The organism is Streptomyces anulatus (assembly GCF_014650675.1).
Taxonomy (GTDB): domain Bacteria; phylum Actinomycetota; class Actinomycetes; order Streptomycetales; family Streptomycetaceae; genus Streptomyces; species Streptomyces anulatus.
Genome location: NZ_BMVK01000005.1, coordinates 268,291 through 285,471, shown reverse-complemented (window position 1 = coordinate 285,471; position 17,181 = coordinate 268,291). Strand labels below are relative to the sequence as shown.

Annotated in this window: 12 protein-coding genes and 1 pseudogene; 4 read left to right on the top strand and 9 right to left on the bottom strand. The window is 75.4% G+C overall.

The annotated features are described in order from the left end of the window. Positions 1-52 precede the first annotated feature (52 nt). Complete coding sequence (locus IE272_RS15390) at positions 53-1,072, top strand: aldo/keto reductase (protein WP_190007092.1); 1,020 nt, start codon at positions 53-55, stop codon at positions 1,070-1,072. A 34-nt stretch (positions 1,073-1,106) separates the two neighbouring features. Here the strand turns inward: IE272_RS15390 and IE272_RS15385 are convergent, their stop codons facing one another. Beyond that, positions 1,107-2,252, bottom strand: a complete 1,146-nt coding sequence (locus tag IE272_RS15385; protein WP_190007091.1) for an aminopeptidase P family protein — start codon at positions 2,250-2,252, stop codon at positions 1,107-1,109. 240 nt (positions 2,253-2,492) lie between these two features. After that, positions 2,493-3,134 carry a nucleoside/nucleotide kinase family protein gene (locus tag IE272_RS15380; RefSeq protein WP_190007090.1) on the bottom strand — a complete coding sequence of 214 codons (642 nt, stop codon included), beginning with the start codon at positions 3,132-3,134 and terminating at the stop codon, positions 2,493-2,495. A 75-nt stretch (positions 3,135-3,209) separates the two neighbouring features. On the opposite strand from IE272_RS15380, the gene IE272_RS15375 reads away from it, so the two are divergent. Continuing rightward, positions 3,210-3,602, top strand: coding sequence for a VOC family protein (locus IE272_RS15375; protein ID WP_050357197.1), 393 nt, complete (start codon positions 3,210-3,212; stop codon positions 3,600-3,602). Between the two features lie 51 nt (positions 3,603-3,653). On the opposite strand, the gene IE272_RS15370 is transcribed toward IE272_RS15375, so the two are convergent. Next, a complete protein-coding gene (locus tag IE272_RS15370; RefSeq protein ID WP_050357196.1) occupies positions 3,654-4,319 on the bottom strand; it encodes a LuxR C-terminal-related transcriptional regulator in 666 nt (221 codons plus the stop codon). Further along, positions 4,307-5,538: pseudogene (locus IE272_RS15365) on the bottom strand (sensor histidine kinase). Before IE272_RS15365 ends, IE272_RS15370 begins: the two are co-directional and overlap by 13 nt. 179 nt (positions 5,539-5,717) lie before the next feature. On the opposite strand from IE272_RS15365, the gene IE272_RS15360 reads away from it, so the two are divergent. Both IE272_RS15360 and IE272_RS15355 read left to right on the top strand, forming a co-directional pair. Next, positions 5,718-6,416 (top strand): ABC transporter ATP-binding protein, encoded by a 699-nt coding sequence (locus IE272_RS15360; RefSeq protein WP_190007176.1) that lies wholly within the window; start codon positions 5,718-5,720, stop codon positions 6,414-6,416. Between the two features lie 92 nt (positions 6,417-6,508). Next, the gene (locus IE272_RS15355) at positions 6,509-9,100 is read left to right on the top strand and encodes an ABC transporter permease (RefSeq protein ID WP_229897319.1); all 2,592 of its coding nucleotides are present in this window, start codon (positions 6,509-6,511) and stop codon (positions 9,098-9,100) included. A gap of 89 nt (positions 9,101-9,189) precedes the next feature. Here IE272_RS15355 and IE272_RS15350 read toward each other — a convergent pair whose 3' ends face one another. The 5 genes from IE272_RS15350 to IE272_RS15330 all read right to left on the bottom strand — a co-directional run bounded on the left by IE272_RS15350 (position 9,190) and on the right by IE272_RS15330 (position 17,176). Then, positions 9,190-10,113, bottom strand: a complete 924-nt coding sequence (locus IE272_RS15350) for a LysR family transcriptional regulator (RefSeq protein ID WP_050357192.1) — start codon at positions 10,111-10,113, stop codon at positions 9,190-9,192. A 46-nt stretch (positions 10,114-10,159) separates the two neighbouring features. Continuing rightward, a complete protein-coding gene (locus IE272_RS15345; RefSeq protein WP_050357191.1) occupies positions 10,160-11,359 on the bottom strand; it encodes a glycine C-acetyltransferase in 1,200 nt (399 codons plus the stop codon). A gap of 49 nt (positions 11,360-11,408) precedes the next feature. Further along, a complete protein-coding gene (gene tdh, locus IE272_RS15340) occupies positions 11,409-12,437 on the bottom strand; it encodes an L-threonine 3-dehydrogenase (protein WP_007457286.1) in 1,029 nt (342 codons plus the stop codon). 318 nt (positions 12,438-12,755) lie between these two features. Further along, the gene (locus tag IE272_RS15335) at positions 12,756-14,993 is read right to left on the bottom strand and encodes a bifunctional serine/threonine-protein kinase/ABC transporter substrate-binding protein (protein ID WP_190007088.1); all 2,238 of its coding nucleotides are present in this window, start codon (positions 14,991-14,993) and stop codon (positions 12,756-12,758) included. 2 nt (positions 14,994-14,995) lie between these two features. Continuing rightward, complete coding sequence (locus IE272_RS15330; RefSeq protein WP_190007087.1) at positions 14,996-17,176, bottom strand: bifunctional serine/threonine-protein kinase/ABC transporter substrate-binding protein; 2,181 nt, start codon at positions 17,174-17,176, stop codon at positions 14,996-14,998. Positions 17,177-17,181: the final 5 nt, after the last annotated feature.

Below are 17,181 nucleotides of genomic sequence, written 5' to 3'. Positions count from 1 at the left end.
CACTTCAACTCGTAGCGTTCGGGACAACGCACGAAACCACGAGAGGAACACCATGAAGCAGCGATTCCTGGGGCGTTCGGGGCTGCGCGTCAGCGAACTGTGCCTGGGCGCGATGACCTTCGGCCAGGACACCGACGAGACGGCCGCCCATCGGATCCTCGACACGTTCACGGAGGCGGGCGGCACGTTCGTCGACACCGCCGACGTGTACAACCAGGGTGTCTCCGAGGAGATCGTCGGCCGGTGGCTGAAGGGCCGCAGACGCGACGACCTCGTCATCGCCACCAAGGTGTTCGGGACGATGGGCGAGTCCCCGAACGCGGGCGGGCTGAGCCGCAAGCACATCGTGTCGGCGGTGGAGGCGAGCCTGCGCCGCCTCGGCACGGACCACATCGACCTGTACCAGACGCATGTGTGGGACGCGACGACGCCGGTCGAGGAGACCCTGTCCACCCTGGACACGCTGGTGAAGGCGGGCAAGGTCCGCTACCTCGGCGCGAGCAACGTCTCCGCCTCCCAGCTCCAGCGCTCCCAGGACCTCGCGGACCGGAACGGCTGGGAGCGGTATGTGTCCCTCCAGCCGCTGTACAACCTGCTGGCGCGCGAGATCGAGTGGGAGCTGGTCCCCGTCAGCGCGGCGGAGGGCGTCGGCATCATCCCGTGGAGCCCGCTCCAGGGCGGCTGGCTGACCGGCAAGTACCGGCGCGGGATGACCGCCGCCGCACCGGGCACCCGGGAGGCCCGCTACCAGGAGGAGCTGGGCCGGGAGGCCTGGCGGGAGCGGGACAACGAGGAGACCTGGCGGGTCGTGGAGGCGGTCGTCGAGGTGGCCGAGGAGGCCGGCCGCACCCCGGCGCAGACCGCGCTGCGCTGGCTGCTCGGCCGGCCCGGCGTCACCGCGCCGATCGTCGGGGCCCGGACGCCGGAGCAACTGGCCGACAGCCTCGGCGCGGTGGGCTGGGAGCTGACGGCGGAGCAGGCCGAGCGGCTGGACACGGCGAGCGCCCGGCCGCTGCCCTACCCGTACGACATCCTGCACCGCTTCCGTGACCGGGAGCCGCGCGACGACTGAGCCGGGGAGGACCGGGGCCGCCCGAGGGCTGCCCCTACTCGACGACGGCCAGTTCGCGGGCGGTGGTGTTGAGCCGCCGCCCGCCGTCCTCGGTGACGGCCACGATGTCCTCGATCCGGACGCCGAAGCGGCCCGGGAGGTAGATCCCCGGCTCCACGGAGAAGCACATGCCGGGCACGAGCGGCTGCTCCTCGCCCTCGATCATGTAGGGCGGCTCGTGGGTGGTGACGCCGATGCCGTGGCCGGTGCGGTGGATGAACCGTTCGCCGTAGCCGAATTCGGTGATCACCGCGCGGGCGGCACGGTCGATCTCCTGGCAGGCGACGCCGGGCCGGACGGCGGCGCAGCCCGCCTGCTGGGCCTCGCGGACGATGTCGTGGACGCGCTGCTCCTCGGCGGTGGGCTCGCCGACGTGGACCGTACGGGAGGTGTCGGAGCCGTAGCCCTGCTTCAGGCCGCCGAAGTCGAGGACGACCATGTCGCCGCGCTCGATGGTGCGTTCGCCCGCCTCGTGGTGCGGGTTGGCCCCGTTCGGGCCGGACCCGACGACGGTGAAGTCGACCTGGGAGTGCCCGAACTCGCGGAGGAGGGCGGCCAGATCAATGGCGACGTCGACCTCGCGGCGGCCGGAGAAGCGCACCTTGAGGATCTCCTCGTACGTGGCGTCGGCGGCGGCCCCGGCGGCGGTGAGCCGTTCCAGCTCGGCCGCGTCCTTCACCGCGCGGAGCATCGGGAGCGCTTCGGTGAGCGCGGTGTAGGAGGTGCCGGGCAGCTGCCGCTGGAGGCCGAGCAGATGCATCGCCCAGGCGTTGTCGCTGACGCCGAAGCGGCCCTCGGCGTCCAGCAGCGGGGCGGTCACCTCGTACGGGTCCTTGCCGTCGGTCCAGTCCCGCAGGGTGAGGGCGGGCGCCCCGGTGGCGGCGGCCGCGTCGGGGGCCTCCAGGGTCGGGACCACCAGGACCGGGTCCTGTCCGGCCCGCAGCACGAGGAGCGTGAGGCGTTCGGTGCTCACGGGGCGGTAGCCGGTGAGGTGGACGAGGTCGGGGCCCGGCGCGACGATCACCCCGGCGAGCCCGGCCTCGGCGGCGGACTCGGCGGCACGCGCCATCCGGGCCCGGTAGTCGTCGGCGGTGAAGGGCGGCGGGGCGGAGTGCTGGGCGGACGGGCTCGGGCTGGACATCAGGGCCTCCTGGCGGTGCGACACGGCACACAGCATCCTGCCCGTCCGGCGGGACGCGCGCGACCGGCTTGCCGGAGTGCGTCAGTGGGTCGTCGGGGACGACCGGCGGGTCGCCGGAAACGCCCGGCGGATCGTCGGGGAACACCCACAGCGGGTCGTCGGAAGCGCCCGGGCGGATCGTCGGGAGCACCCCGTCGCGGCGGCGCTGTCCGGCCGGCTCGCGGGCACCGTGCCGGCGGATCAGAGCCGCACGATCAGGTCCGCCCGGTCCCGGCCCCGCTCCACCAGCCGGGCGTTCGCCTCGTCGGACCGGGTCACCCACTCCTCCGCGCGATGCCGGGGCCTGCCGTGGCGGACATGGCGGTCGACGAGCCGGCGCACCCGCACCTCCGGGTCGAGGTCCAGGAACCACACCTCGTCCAGCAGACCGCGCACCGGTGCCCAGGGGCCGTCGTCGAGCAGCAGGTAGTTCCCCTCGGTGACGACGAGCGGGACGTCCGGCGGCACGGGGAGCGAACCCGCGACCGGCTCCTCCAGGGACCGGTCGAAGGCCGGGGCGTAGACCGCGTGCACCGGGTCCGGTGCCCGCAGCCGCCGCAGCAGAGCCGTGTACCCGGCCGCGTCGAAGGTGTCGGGCGCGCCCTTGCGGTCGGCGCGGCCGAGACGCTCCAGCTCGGCGGCGGCGAGGTGGAAGCCGTCCATCGGGACGAGGGCGGCGCGTCCGTCCAGCGCCGTGACCAGTTGTTCCGCCAGAGTGGACTTCCCGGCTCCGGGCGGACCCGCGATCCCCAGCACACACCGCCCGCCGGTGTCCGCGAGGGCGCGGGCCCGGTCCGTCAGCGCGGCCCGGCCGCCGGTGGTCGTGCCGTCCAGGATGTCCATGCGGGCATTGTGCGGGGGCGGGGAGCTCCGGCGTTAGTGTTACGTATAACCGCATCGCTGGAAGGACTCCCCGCCATGTCCCACATCGCCCTGGTCACCCTCGTCGTCCGCGACTACGACGAGGCCCTCGCGTTCTACCGCGACGCGCTCGGCTTCGAGCCGGTGGAGGACACCGACCGGGGCGACGGCACCCGCTGGGTGGTGGTGCGCCCGCGCGGCGCGGCTCCCGGCACGGGGCTGCTGCTGGCCCGCGCGAAGGACGGGGCCCAGAGCGGGGCGGTGGGGGCGCAGACGGGCGGCCGGGTCGGCTTCTTCCTGCACACCGAGGACTTCGCGGCCGACCACGCCCGGATGACGGCGGCCGGGGTGCGGTTCCTGGAGGAGCCCCGGCACGAGACGTACGGCTCGGTCGCGGTCTTCGAGGACCTCTACGGCAACCGCTGGGACCTGCTCCAGCCGGCCGCCTGACCCGCCCGTCCCCGGCGCGGCCCCCTCACGGAGTGAACCGTCCCGGCCCCCTCACGGGGTGAACCCGTCCCGGCCCTCCAGGTAGGCCAGCACCGCGAGGACGCGGCGGTGGACGGCGCCGTCGTCCGGTTCCAGGCCGAGCTTGGCGAAGATCGAGCCGATGTGCTTGCTCACCGCCCGCTCGGAGACGGTGAGTTCGGCGGCGATGGTGCCGTTGGCCTTGCCCTGCGCCATGTGTTCCAGGACTTCGCGCTCCCGGGCGGTGAGGCTCTGGAGCGGGCCCGCCGAGGACTTGCGGGTGAGCAGCTGGGTGACGACCTCCGGGTCGAGCGCGGTGCCGCCCGCCGCCACCCGGTCCAGGGCCTCCAGGAACTGCTCGACCCGGCCCACCCGGTCCTTGAGCAGATAGCCGATGCCCCGGGCTCCCCGCGCGAGCAGCTCGGCGGCGTACGTCTCCTCGACGTACTGCGAGAGGACCAGGATCGGCAGATCGGGCAGTTCGGCGCGGGCGGCGAGCGCGGCCCGCAGGCCCTCGTCGCGGAAGGTGGGCGGCAGCCGTACGTCCAGGACGGCGACGTCCGGGCGGTGTTCGAGCAGGGCGGGCAGGATCTCCGGGCCGGCCGCAGCGTCGGCCACCACCTCGTGCCCCGAGCTGGTGAGCAGGAGGACGAGGCCCTCGCGCAGGAGGGCGTTGTCCTCGGCGATCACGATCCGCACGGCAGCTCCACTTCGATGTCCGTCGGCCCCCCGGCGGGGCTGCTGACGCGGGTGGCGCCGTCCAGCGCGGCGACCCGCCGCCGGATGCCCACCAGCCCGCTGCCGGCGCGTTCGTCCGCGCCGCCGTGACCATCGTCGCCGATGGTCACCCGCAGGAGGCCGGGGGCCGGTCGATGCGGACCCGGGCCGCGGTGGCGCCGCTGTGCTTGCTGATGTTGGTGAGCGCCTCGGCGACCACGAAGTAGGCGGCGGCCTCGATCGCGGCGGGCAGCCGCCGCCCGTCCTCCACCCCGTCCAGGTCCGCCGTGACGGGTACGGCGACATCGGCGGCCAACGCCCGTACCGCACCGGCCAGTCCACGGTCGGTGAGGACCGGCGGGTGGATGCCGCGCACCACGTGCCGCAGCTCGGCGAGCGCGGCGTCGGCCCCGTCCTGCGCCTCGTCCAGGCGGGCCCGCGCGGCGGCCGGATCGCGGTCGAGGAGCTGTTTGGCGAGCCCGATCCGCATCGACAGGGCGACGATTCTGGCCTGGGCGCCGTCGTGCAGATCCCGTTCGATGCGCCGCAGTTCGGCCCCGTGCGCGGCGACCGCGCCGGCCCGGCTCTCGGTGAGGTGGGCGATCCGCTCGGTGAGTTCGGCGGCGGGCGGCGGGGCGAGCAGCGCCATGGTCCAGCCCGCCGAGAGGTCGGCCAGCACCGGGTGCCAGCGCAGTGCCCAGCCCGGCCTTTCGGGCGGCTCGATGCCGTACTCGTCGGCCCGCCGCCGGTCCACCAGGCCCACGACGGACAGCGCGATGCCGTCCACCAGCAGGGCGACGGGCCACAGGATCATCGTGAGGTAGCCGAGGCCCATGCCGAAGAGCGTCTGGAGGGGCAGCCAGAGCGCGAGCCGCCAGGTGGTCCGGTCGGTGAGCGTCCGCCGGACCCGTTCGGGCAGCTCGCCGCCGCCCAGGGGCGGATACGAGGCGGGCCGGTGTCCGGGCCCGAGCCGGGCCGCCGCCCTGCGGCTCTCCGCCGAGGCGGCCCGGCGCAGCAGCGTGGCGGCCTCCGGCAGCGCGGGCAGCCCGATGATCGCGACGGCGAACAGAAGGGCCGCCACCAGCAGGAACGCGCCGACGTAGGTCAGCATCGCGACCCCGATGCCGAGGAGGAGGTAGCGCGAGGCGTCCCAGGAACGCCGGACGGCGACCGTGAGGGGACCGGGTGGGGAGCTGCTCATGGCAGCCCACGGTACGGGGGCGGTCCCCTCGCCGGAGGGGGGCGGCCCCCCGGGCGGGGGTGGAGCTGGCTGCACCCCCGGTCCGGTAGTGCGCACCCTCGCCCGGAAGCTGCCCGGCTCATAGCGTTCTAGCAGGTCAAACGGTACGGGGACGGTGGAGGCGAACAGTGGGTACGACGATGGTGGAGCAGGGGGCCGCGCTCGGTCTGGAGGGGGTGAGCCGGAGCTACGGGCGGCGCGGGAGCAGCCGGAGGACGACGGCGCTCGACGCGGTCAGCTGTTCGGTGCCGGCCGGGAGTTTCACCGCGGTCGTCGGGCCGTCGGGTTCGGGCAAGAGCACCTTCCTCCAGGTCGCGGCGGGCCTGGACCGGCCGACCTCGGGGACGGTCAGGATCGCCGGCACGGATCTCGGTTCGCTCTCGGAGGCGGCGCTGACCCGGCTGCGCCGGGACCGGATCGGGTTCGTCTTCCAGTCGCACGCGCTCAATCTGGTGCCGTCGCTGTCCATCGAGGAGAACGTGGTGCTGCCGCTGGTGCTGGGCGGCGCGGACCCGGGCGGCACCGATGTGCTGGCGCGGGGGCGGGAGTTGCTGGCCCGGGTGGGTCTCGCGGGGCGCGGCGGCGACGGGCCGTCGATGCTGTCGGGCGGCCAGCAGCAGCGGGTCGCGGTGGCGCGGGCGCTGGTGACGGAGCCCGAGGTGATCTTCGCGGACGAGCCGACCGCCTCTCTCGACCCGGAGTCCGCCGCGCTGGTGCTGGCACTGCTGCGCGACGCCGTACGGATCGAGGGCCGCACGGTCGTGATGGTCACCCATGACCCGGTGGCGGCGAGCTGGGCGGACACCGTGCTGACGATGGACGGCGGTCGGCTGCGATGAAGAGGCGTACGGGCACGACGGCCCAGGAGCCGTCGGAAACACGGAGCACACGGAACAGACGTACGGGCGCGGCGACCCGGGAGCCGCTGGGGATGCGGCAGGGGTCTCGGCGGGCGTCGGCGTTCCTGGCCCGGCGGTCGCTGGCCACGCACCGGCGGGCCTGGGCGGCGGTGATCGTGGCGACGGGCGCCGCCGCCGCGCTGATCGGCGCGTTCGCGTTCGTCATCGGCTCGCTGCTGGTGGCCGCGCCGCCGGTGCAGCGGTACGCCGGCGCGGACGCGGTGGTGGCGGCGGACCAGAAGGTGTCGTACACCGCGAAGCCCTGGGGCAGCGAACCGAGGACCACGACGGCGTACCTGCCCGAGCGGGCCCGCCTGGACCGGTCGGTGCTGGCCTCGGTGGCGGGGGCCGACGGGGTGGCGAAGGCCGTCGCGGACGATTCCGTGCCGGTGTCCACGGGCGACGGGCGGCCCGCCGTGGGCCGCTCCTGGCCGTCCGCCGTCCTCACCCGGTACGAGCTGGCCGAGGGCCGGGCCCCGAGGGACGCGACCGAGGTCGTCCTGGACGGTTCGCTCGCTGCGGGCGGCCCCGCCCCGGGCGAGCGGGTCGTGCTGCGGGCCGACGGAACCGCCCGGACGTACACCGTCAGCGGGATCGCCCACACCGGGCACGGGGGCGACGCGCCCCCGGCCGTGTTCTTCACCGAGCCCCGGCTGACCGCCCTGGCCGGGCACCCGGGCCGGATCGACGCGATCGGCGTGGTCGCGGAGCCGGGCGTCACACCGGATGCCCTGCGCGACGCGATCGGCGCTGTCCTGCCGGAGCGTTCGGGCGTCCCCGGGTCCGACCGGGCGGTGCGGGTGCTGACGGGTGCGGAGCGCGGGGAGGCCGAGCAGGTCGACGCGCTCGGCGGACGCGGCGACCAGCTGGCCCTGCTCGGTTCGATCGGCGGCACCGTGCTGATGGTGGCGCTCCTCGTGATCGCCTCGACGCTGTCCCAGGCGATCCATCAGCGGTCAGGGGAGCTGGCCCTGCTGCGGGCGGTGGGGGCCTCGCCCCGTCAGCTCCGGTCCGCGATCGGCCGGGAGGCGGGCCGGGTGTCCGCGGCGGCGGCGCTGCTGGGCGGCATCGGGGCCGTACCGCTGGGTCTCGCGATGCGTTCGCTGCTGACGACCGGGACCCTGCCGCTGCCGGTGCCGTGGTGGCTGCCGCCCGCCTCGGCGCTGACCGGCGGGCTGGTGGTCGCGCTGCTCGCGCGGCCGGTCGCGATGCTCGCCGCCCGGTCCATCACCCGGCTGCGGCCCGCCGCCGCGCTGGGCGCGGCGACGGCGGACGAGCCGAGCGAGCCGGGACGGTTCCGTACGGTCGCGGGGGTGGTGCTGGCCTTCGCCGGGATCAGCTCGGCGGGTGTCGCGACGACGCAGAGCGGTCAGGCGGCGGGCGCCGCCGCCTCGGGTGCGGCGATGTCCCTGGTGATCGCGGTCGCCCTGCTGGGGCCCCGGATCTCCCGGATCGCCCTGGGCGTGCTGGGCCGTCCGCTGCGCCGGGTGGGCGGGGTGTCGGGGTTCCTGGCCGAGCGGGCCGCCTCGGCGCACACCCGGCGGCTCGCCACCGCGTTCACCCCGATCGTGCTGGTCGTCGCGTTCGTCTGTGTGCAGCTCGCCTCGGGTCCGACGATGGAGCGGGCCGCCGGCCACCAGGCGTCCGCGGCGCTGCGGGCGGACCTGGTGGCGACGGGCGGCGGGGCGGGGCTGCCCGCCGGGGCGGCCCGGGCGGTGCGGGAGGCGCCGGGGGTCACGGCGGCGACCGGGGTGCTGCGTTCGGCGGTCGTCCTGGCCGACCGGCAGGCGGGCGAGCCGGTGCTGACCCGGCTGCCCGTGCTGGGCGTGGAGGCGCGCGGCCTGTCCGGCACGCTCGATCCCGGCGTCACGGCGGGCGACCTGGACCGGCTCACGGGGCGGGACGCCGTGGCGGTCGGGGCGGACCGGGCGAAGAGCCTGGACGTCGGCCCCGGGGACCGGGTCGCGCTGCGGCTCGGCGACGGTACGCGGGTGGAGCCCCGGGTCGTCGCGGTGTACGAACACGAGCTGGGCCTGGGCGAGTTCCTCTTCCCGCGCGAGGCGCTGGCGGGCCATGTGTCGGCCGCGCGGGACCAGGTCGTACTGGTCAGGACCGGGGACGGGGCCGGTGCGGACCCGGCGGCCCCGGTGCGGGAGGCGCTGGCTCCGTACGGCGGCGGGGTGACGGTGCGGGCCGCCACGGGCGACGACGTGGCGATCGCTCCGCCGGTGTCGGACGGCGACAACGCCGTGATCGTCATCGGCGTCGGGGTGATCGGCGGCTTCGCGCTGCTGGCCGTGGTGAGCACGCTGGCGCTGATCACGATCGGCCGCCGGGGCGAGTTCCGGCTGCTGCGGATGGTCGGCACGGGGCGTCGGCAGCTACGGCGGATGCTGGTGCTGGAGACCGGCCTGGTCACGTTCGCCGGCCTGGTGATCGGCACGGCGGTGGCCGCGGTCCCGCTGACCGCGTTCGCCGTCTCGATGGCGGGCACGGCCCCGTATCTCCCGCCGGCGCACTACGGGGTGATCGCGGGTGCGGTGGCGCTCGCCGCGGCGGCGGGGACGCTGATCCCGGGCGCGGTGGCCGGGGGACGCTTCGTCCTGGGACGCCGGGCGGGCTGAGGGACTCCGGGGGGGCTGAGGGGCGGAGGGCGGACCGGGTGGACGGAGGAGCGGGCCGAAGGGCGGCGGGGGCAGGGCGCGTGCCGGGCTCAGATCCGCGCCAGGCCCGCTTCCCGTACGGCCACCGCCTCCATCGCGTCCAGCACCGGCCGGATCAGCGGATGGCCCTCGGCCCCCTGCCGTACGGCCGCGAAGACACGGCGGGTGGGGGCGCTGCCCTCGACGGGGCGGACGACCACCCCGGTCAGTTCCATCCCGCGCAGCGCGGACCGGGGCACCAGGGCCACTCCGGCGTCGGCCCCGGCCAGGGCGACCACGGCGCGGAAGTCGTCCGAGGAGTGTTCGAGGCGGGGGGCGAACCCGGCGAACTCGCAGGCCAGGACCACCACGTCATGGCAGGGGTTGCCCGGGTAGGGCCCGATCCACGGGTCCTCCGCGAGGTCGGCGACCGCCACCTGGTCCCGGTCCGCGAGGCGGTGGTCCACCGGGAGCACCGCGTCGAAGGGCTCCGAGTACAGGGGGACGCGGGTCAGGCGGCGGTCGTCCTCGGCGGGCGCGCCCCGGTATTCGACGGCCACCGCCACGTCGACCTGCCGGTCCAGCACCATCGGCACGCTGGCGTCGCCCTCCGCGTCCTGGACCTTGACCCGGATGCCGGGCGCGGTGCGGGCCAGCTCGGTGAGGGCGGGGGCAAGGACGAGGCCGATGCCGGTGGCGAACGCGGCGACCGTGACCGTGCCGGCGACGCCCGCGCTGTAGTCGGCGAGCTCCGCCTCGGCCCGCTCCAGCTGGGCCAGGACCACGTTGGTGTGGTTCAGCAGGATCTCCCCGGCGGCGGTGAGCCGGGCGCCGCGCGCACCGCGTTCGACGAGGCGGTGGCCGGTCTCCTGCTCCAGGGCGGCGAGCTGCTGGGAGACGGCGGAGGGCGTCAGGTACAACGCGGCGGCGGCCGCGGTCACCGTGCGGTGGTCGGCCACCGCACGGAGGATTCGCAGCCGCCGCGCATCGATCATGTGCCCATTGTCCCAGGTCGCGGCGAGTGCCCGACCCGGTGAGCGGTTACGCCTCCGCGTCCAGGGCGGCCCGCGCGTCGACGAACGCGTCCACCGCGCGGTCGACGTCGGCCGTGGAGTGCGCGGCGGAGAGCTGGACCCGGATACGGGCCGCGTCCTGCGGGACGACCGGGTAGGAGAACCCGATCACGTACACCCCGCGCTCCAGGAGCAGTTCCGCCATCCGGCCCGCCCTGCCCGCGTCCCCGATCATGACGGGGGCGATGGCGTGGTCGCCGGGCAGGATGTCGAAGCCCTCCTCGGTCATCCGGGTGCGGAAGAGCGCGGTGTTGGCGTTGAGCTGCTCGCGCAGGTCCCCGGCGGACTCCAGCAGGTCGATGACCTTGAGGGAGGCGGCGGCGATGACCGGGGCGAGGGAGTTGGAGAAGAGGTACGGGCGCGAGCGCTGGCGCAGCAGGGCGACGATCTCCGCGCGGGCCGCGACGTAACCGCCGGAGGCTCCGCCCAGCGCCTTGCCGAGGGTGCCGGTGATGATGTCGACCCGGTCCATGACGCCGTGCAGTTCGGGCGTACCGCGTCCGCCGGGGCCGACGAAGCCGACGGCGTGCGAGTCGTCGACCATGACCATGGCGTCGTAGCGGTCGGCCAGGTCGCAGATCTCCTGGAGCGGGGCGACGTAGCCGTCCATGGAGAAGACGCCGTCGGTGACGATCAGACGGCGGCGGGCCCCGGACGCCTCCTTGAGCTGCGTCTCCAGTTCGGCCATGTCGCGGTTGGCGTAGCGGTGGCGCTTGGCCTTGGAGAGCCGGATGCCGTCGATGATGGAGGCGTGGTTGAGGGCGTCGGAGATGACGGCGTCCTCGGGGCCCAGCAGCGTCTCGAAGACGCCGCCGTTGGCGTCGAAGCAGGAGGAGTAGAGGATCGTGTCCTCCTGGCCGAGGAAGGCCGAGAGCCGCTGTTCCAGCTCCTTGTGGACCTCCTGGGTGCCGCAGATGAAGCGGACCGAGGCCATCCCGTAGCCCCAGCGGTCCAGTGCCTCGTGGGCGGCGGCGATGACCTCGGGGTGGTCGGCGAGGCCCAGGTAGTTGTTGGCGCAGAAGTTGAGGACCTCGCCGGCGCGCCCGCCGGAGGTGACGGCCACGGTCGCGGACTGCGGGGTGCCGATCACGCGCTCGGGCTTGTGCAGCCCGGCGGCGCGGATCTCGTCGAGGGTGGTGCGCAGGTCGTCGCGTACGGAGTCGAACATGCGGATTCCTTAAGGGATCAAGGGCGGAGGCCGGAGAGCGGTCGGAAGGTCAGACGGTCCAGTCGAGGATGACCTTGCCGCCGAGGCCGCTCGCGGCGTCGTCGAAGGCCGCTTCGAAGTCGCGGAAGCCGTACCGGCCGGTGATCACGGGGGCGAGGTCGAGGCCGCCCTCCAGCAGGACGGACATGGCGTACCAGGTCTCGTACATCTCGCGGCCGTAGATCCCCTTGATGGTGATCATCGAGGTGACGATGCGGGACCAGTCGACGGCGAACTCCTCGGCGGGCAGGCCGAGCATCGCGATGCGGCCGCCGTGCGTCATGTTCGCGACCATGTCGCGCATCGCCTCGGGGCGGCCGGACATCTCCAGGCCGATGTCGAAGCCCTCGCGCAGGCCGAGTTCCCGCTGGCCGTCCGCGATGGTCCGGTCGGCGACGTTGAGGGCGAGGCTGACGCCGACCTTCCGGGCGAGGGCGAGGCGGGCCTCGCTGACGTCGGTGATGACGACGTTGCGGGCCCCGGCGTGCTTGGCGACGGCGGCGGCCATGATGCCGATCGGTCCGGCGCCGGTGATCAGGACGTCCTCGCCGACGAGCGGGAAGGACAGCGCGGTGTGGACGGCGTTGCCGAACGGGTCGAAGATCGCCGCGATGTCGAGGTCGACGGGGACCCGGTGCACCCACACGTTGGAGGCGGGCAGCACCACGTACTCGGCGAACGCCCCGTCCCGGCCGACGCCGAGGCCGACGGTGGAGCGGCAGAGGTGGCGGCGGCCGGCGAGACAGTTGCGGCACTTGCCGCAGACGAGGTGGCCCTCGCCGCTGACCAGGTCGCCGATCGCGATGTCCGCCACGTCGGAGCCGGTCGCGGCGACCTCGCCGGCGAACTCGTGGCCGAGGATCAGCGGGGTGGTGACCGCCTGCTGGGCCCAGCCGTCATAGGCGCGGATGTGCAGGTCGGTGCCGCAGATACCGGTGCGCAGGACCTTGATCAGGACGTCGGTGGGGCCGTACTCCGGCTCCGGCACGTCCATCAGCCACAGTCCGGGTTCGGCCTTCTGCTTGACGAGTGCCTTCACGGCTGCTGCTCCCTGACGTCGGTACGCGAGTGGATACCCCGGGCCTCGGGGCATGTCGGAAGAACCCTGCGGCCCGGGGTGGTTTTCGGGTGGTCGCCCCCATGGCGGGGGCGCGGCGGGACGGACGGAGCTCGTCGTACGACTTCCGCGTCGTACGGCTCCACGCGCCATCCTCGGCCGTCACGGAGAAATCTGCCGTACGACGGGGCCCGGGTCCATCGAGGATTTCTTAAGCGCGGTCGCAGGAGATCTTCACGCCTGGCCCCGGCTTCACCGACCGCTGCCGTCGCGCGCCCGCCGGGATTCGCGGGACAGCCCTCATACGTCGCCGAACGGGCCCAGGAAGCGGGGGCGGCCCTTCTCGATCCGGTAGAGGAAGATCCCGTCCGGGATGCGCACCCGGCGGGTCGAGGCGTCGAAGGCGAGGGTGCGCACGATCCCCCGGTGCTCGGTCCGCACGAGCCGCCGGGCGATGCCGTTGCGCACCTCCCCCGAGGCGCTGGTGGTCCCGGCGGCACGGGCGATCAGGCCGACCGCGTCGTACGCCTCGGCGGCCCAGGTGGCCGGGGGTGCCCCGAAGCGCCTGCGGTGCGCGGCGGTGAACGTCCGGGCCGAGGGGAGGGCCGTGGGGTCGGCGTACGCCTCGGCGAAGACCCAGCCGTCGGCGGCGGGGCCCGCGCCCGCGAGGAAGGCGGGCCCGAGGGCGGGTCCGACGGCGACCCGGGAGCCGGTGTATCCCTCGCCCGCCAGCGCGGTGGCCAGGCGGGCGGCCCGGGACGCGTCGCCGCCGCCGAGCACCACGGCGTCGGCCCGGCCGGTCATGGCCTTGCGGGCGACGGCGCCGAAGCCCGCGTTCCCCCGGACGAGGGGATGTTCGAGGAGGGTGGCGCCGGTGAGGGCGGCCTCGCGGAACGCGACCCCGACCTCCGCCGCGAGCACGGGGTCGGCAGCGTCCTCGACGAGCAGGACGCGGGTCGCGGGACGGGTACGGGTCAGATAGCTGATGAGGCCGGGCGAGAGCACGCGGTCGAAGGGGCGGGTCACGCAGAGGTGGAGGGCGGTGCCCGACTCGGCGGTGGTGGAGCCGGCCGCGACGACGACGGTGGCAAGCCGCTCCGTCCCGTACCGCTCGACGAGGTCCTCGCGAAGCAGCCTTCCGGTGGGGCCGACGACCGCGATGACCTCGGGGTCCGCCGCCAGCCGCCCGGCCACCCGCAGGGCCTTCGCCGGATCCCCCGCGTCGTCCTCGGTGCGCAGGGCGAGCCGGAACGCCTTGTCCTCGCGGGCGTTGTGGTCGGCGACGGCGAGCTGGACGCCGCGCTGGTGGGCCAGCCCGGTGGCCCGGCCGGGTCCGCCGAGGTCGGCGTGGAGCCCGATCGTGTACGTGGGCGGCTCCGCGGAACCCGCCGACGGGCCGCCCGCCCCCGCGCCGCTCCCCCGCAGGGCGATCCAGGTCGCGGTGGAGCCGCCGGCGAGGAGGACGGCCCCGGCCGCGCCGGCGGTCAGCAGCCTCCGGCGGGTGGGACCGGACGCGGCGCCGTCCCCGGCCGGGGTGGCGAGTGTGACGGGCAGCGGCTCGGGGTCCGGGAGCGCGAGGGCGGCGGCGGACCGCTCGGCGATCAGCGCGGGGAGCCCGGCGGGCATCTGCCAGGGGGCGGGGGACGTACGGGGGAGCTCGGGCTGGTCCGGGGCCCCTCGCCGGCCCGGGTACTCCCTCGGGTCCCGCACCCGGCCCGGGTCCCCGGGGCCACCCGGGGCCTTCGCCGTCAGGGCGTCGCGGACCCGGCTCGCGGTCGGCCGGGCGGCCGGGTCCTTGGCCAGGCAGGCGGCGATCAGGGGGGCCAGGCCGGGCTCCACGCCCGTCAGGTCCGGCTCCTCGTGGATCGTGCGGAACAGGGCGCCCGCCCCGCCGCCCTCGCCGAACGGCCGCCGCCCGGTCGCCGCGTACACGAGGACGCAGCCGAGCGAGAACACGTCGCACGGCGGTCCCAGCGGGCCGGCCGACGCCTGCTCGGGGGCCAGATAGCCGGGCGTCCCGATCACCGCGCCGGTGGTGGTCAGCGCGGTGGCTCCCTCGTGGCGGGCGATCCCGAAGTCGATGAGGCGGGGGCCGTCGAGGGCGAGGAGTACGTTGCCGGGCTTCACGTCGCGGTGGATCAGCCCGGCCTCGTGGACCGCGACGAGGGCATCGGCGAGCCGGCTCCCGAGCGCCCTGACGGTGGCCGTGGGCAGCGCGCCGCCAGCACCCACCACCTCGGCCAGCGAGGGCCCGGGGACGAACGCGGTCGCCAGCCACGGCTCGCGGTCCTCGGTGTCCGCGCCGAGCACGGGAACCACCCAGGGGCCGGTGATCCGGGCGGCCGCCTCGGCCTCGCGCCGGAAGCGGGCCCGGAACCCGGGATCCTCGGCGTGCTCGGCCCGGATCACCTTGACGGCGGCGAGCGTGCCGCCCGCCGAGCGCGCCAGGTAGACCACGCCCATGCCGCCCGCGCCGAGCCGGACGAGGGTGCGGTACGGGCCGACGGTGCGGGGGTCCTCGGAGGTGAGGGGCCGCACGATCAGCTCTTCGGCTTCGGGGCCGGGCCGAGATAGCGGTGCCGGCCCTTCTCCACCCGGTACAGGTAAGCGTCCCGGCCGACGAGTTGCTGACGCTTCTCGTCGAAGGCGTACGTGCGGGAGATCCCCTCGTACCGGGCGGCGGCGATCGCGGCGGTGAGCGCGGACCGGGTGGGCCGGCCGTCGCCGGAGGGCGTGGCGCTCGCCGTCGCCTTCTTGGCGGCGGCGTCGGTGAGGGCGGCCAGTTCGCGGGCGACGAGCCCCGCCACGTCGTACGCCTCGGCCGACCAGGCGGCGGGGGCCGCGCCGAAGCGCTTGCGGTGGGCGGCGGCGAACGTCGCAACGGCCGGGGCGCCCGCATCGGTGAACGGTGTGACGAACTCCCAGCCGTCGGCCGCCGCGCCCGCCTGTTCCAGGAACTCCGGCCCCATGACGGTGTGCTGGGCCATGCGCGGCCCGGTGAAGGAGAGGTCGGCCAGGATGCGGGCGACCCGGGCGGCGCCGGCCGCGTCACCGGCGTAGAAGAGGGCGTCGCTCCGGTGGGAGAGGAGGTCGGTGACGACCGGGTCGAAGACGGTCGTCCCGGCGGGCACCACCCGGGGGTGGGTGGTGCCGGTGGTGAGTTGGGGCGTCATCAGGTTGGCCGCGTAGCCCGCCTGGTAGGCCGTCTGCCCGCCGGCCCGGTCGATCAGGATGCCCAGCCGTTCGACGTCGGGGCGCAGCAGGAGGCGGTTGACGATGGGGAGGGAGAGCGAGGCGTAGGAGGGGGCGGCCTGGAAGAAGGAGCCGTTGGCCCGGGCGGGGAAGGCGATCTGGAGGGCCGACACCGTCAGGACCGGCAGCACCGCCTCGTCGTACGCGGCCAGGGCCGCCCCGGCGGCCTCGTCGCCCGTGGGGCCGATGACCGCGACGACCTCCGGGTCGCGGGCGAACTCCTCGGCGACCCGGGCGGAGCGGGCGGGGTCGCCCTGGTCGTCGAGGACTTTCACCGCGAGCCGGAAGGGCTGGTCGTCGAGGGAGTTGAAGCGGTCGACGGCGAGCCGGGCGCCGCGTTCCTGGGCACGTCCGGCGGCTCTCAGGGGGCCGGTGAGGTCGGCGTGCACGCCGATGATCCAGCGCCGTCCGCCGGGAGCGCCGTCCCCGCCGCCGTCGGACTCGTCGCGGGTGAGGCGTACGGCGGCGAAGGCGCTCGCGCCGAGGGCCACCGCGCCGCCGGCCGCGAAGAGCAGGAACCGCCGTCGGCCGGGGGCGGGTTCCGGAGGGCCGTGCCCCTCGGTGACGGTGGCGTCGATGTCGGGCAGGGCCAGCAGGGCGGCGGACCGTTCCGCGATGATCCGGGCGACGTCCTCGGGCAGCCAGTCGGCGGTGGCCCCGGCCGGTACGTCCTCGGCGATCAGGGTGTCGAGGGCGGCGGCGGCCGGACGGTCGCCGGGGTCCTTGGCGAGGCACCGGTCCAGGAGCGCGCGCAGGTGGGCGTCGTCGATGCCGTCCAGGTCGGGTGCGTCGTGCACGGTGCGGTAGAGGACGGCGTCGACCGCGCCGCCGCCGAAGGGCGGCCGGCCGGTGGCCGCGTACGCCAGGAGGCAGCCGAGCGAGAAGACGTCCCCGGCGGGCCCCGCGGTGTTCCCGGACGCCTGCTCGGGCGGGAGGAAGCCGGGGGTGCCGACGACGAGTCCGGTGGCGGTCAGGGCGGTGGCGTCGGCGGTGCGGGCGATCCCGAAGTCGATCAGCCGGGGGCCGCCGGCCGTCAGCAGGACGTTGCCCGGTTTGACGTCGCGGTGGACGAGCCCGGCGGCGTGCACGGCGGCCAGGGCGCGGGCGAGGAGCCTGCCGAGGACTGTGACGCTGCGCACGGGCAGCGGCCCGCGCCGGGCGACGACGTCGAAGAGCGTCGGTCCGGGAACGAACTCCGTTGCCAGCCAGGGGCGTTCACCCTCGGTGTCGGCGCCGGTGACGGAGACGGCCCAGGGGCTGTCGACCCGGCGGGCGGCCTCGGCCTCGCGGCGGAAGCGGGTCCGGAAGTCCTCGTCCCCGGCGTGCTCGGGCAGGATCACCTTGATCGCGGCGAGCGCTCCGGCATCGGTGCGTCCGAGGTAGACGACGCCCATGCCGCCCGCCCCGAGGCGGCCGAGGAGCCGGTGGCCGCCGATCCGGGCGGGGTCGGTGGGTCGCAGGTCATCCATCGCCC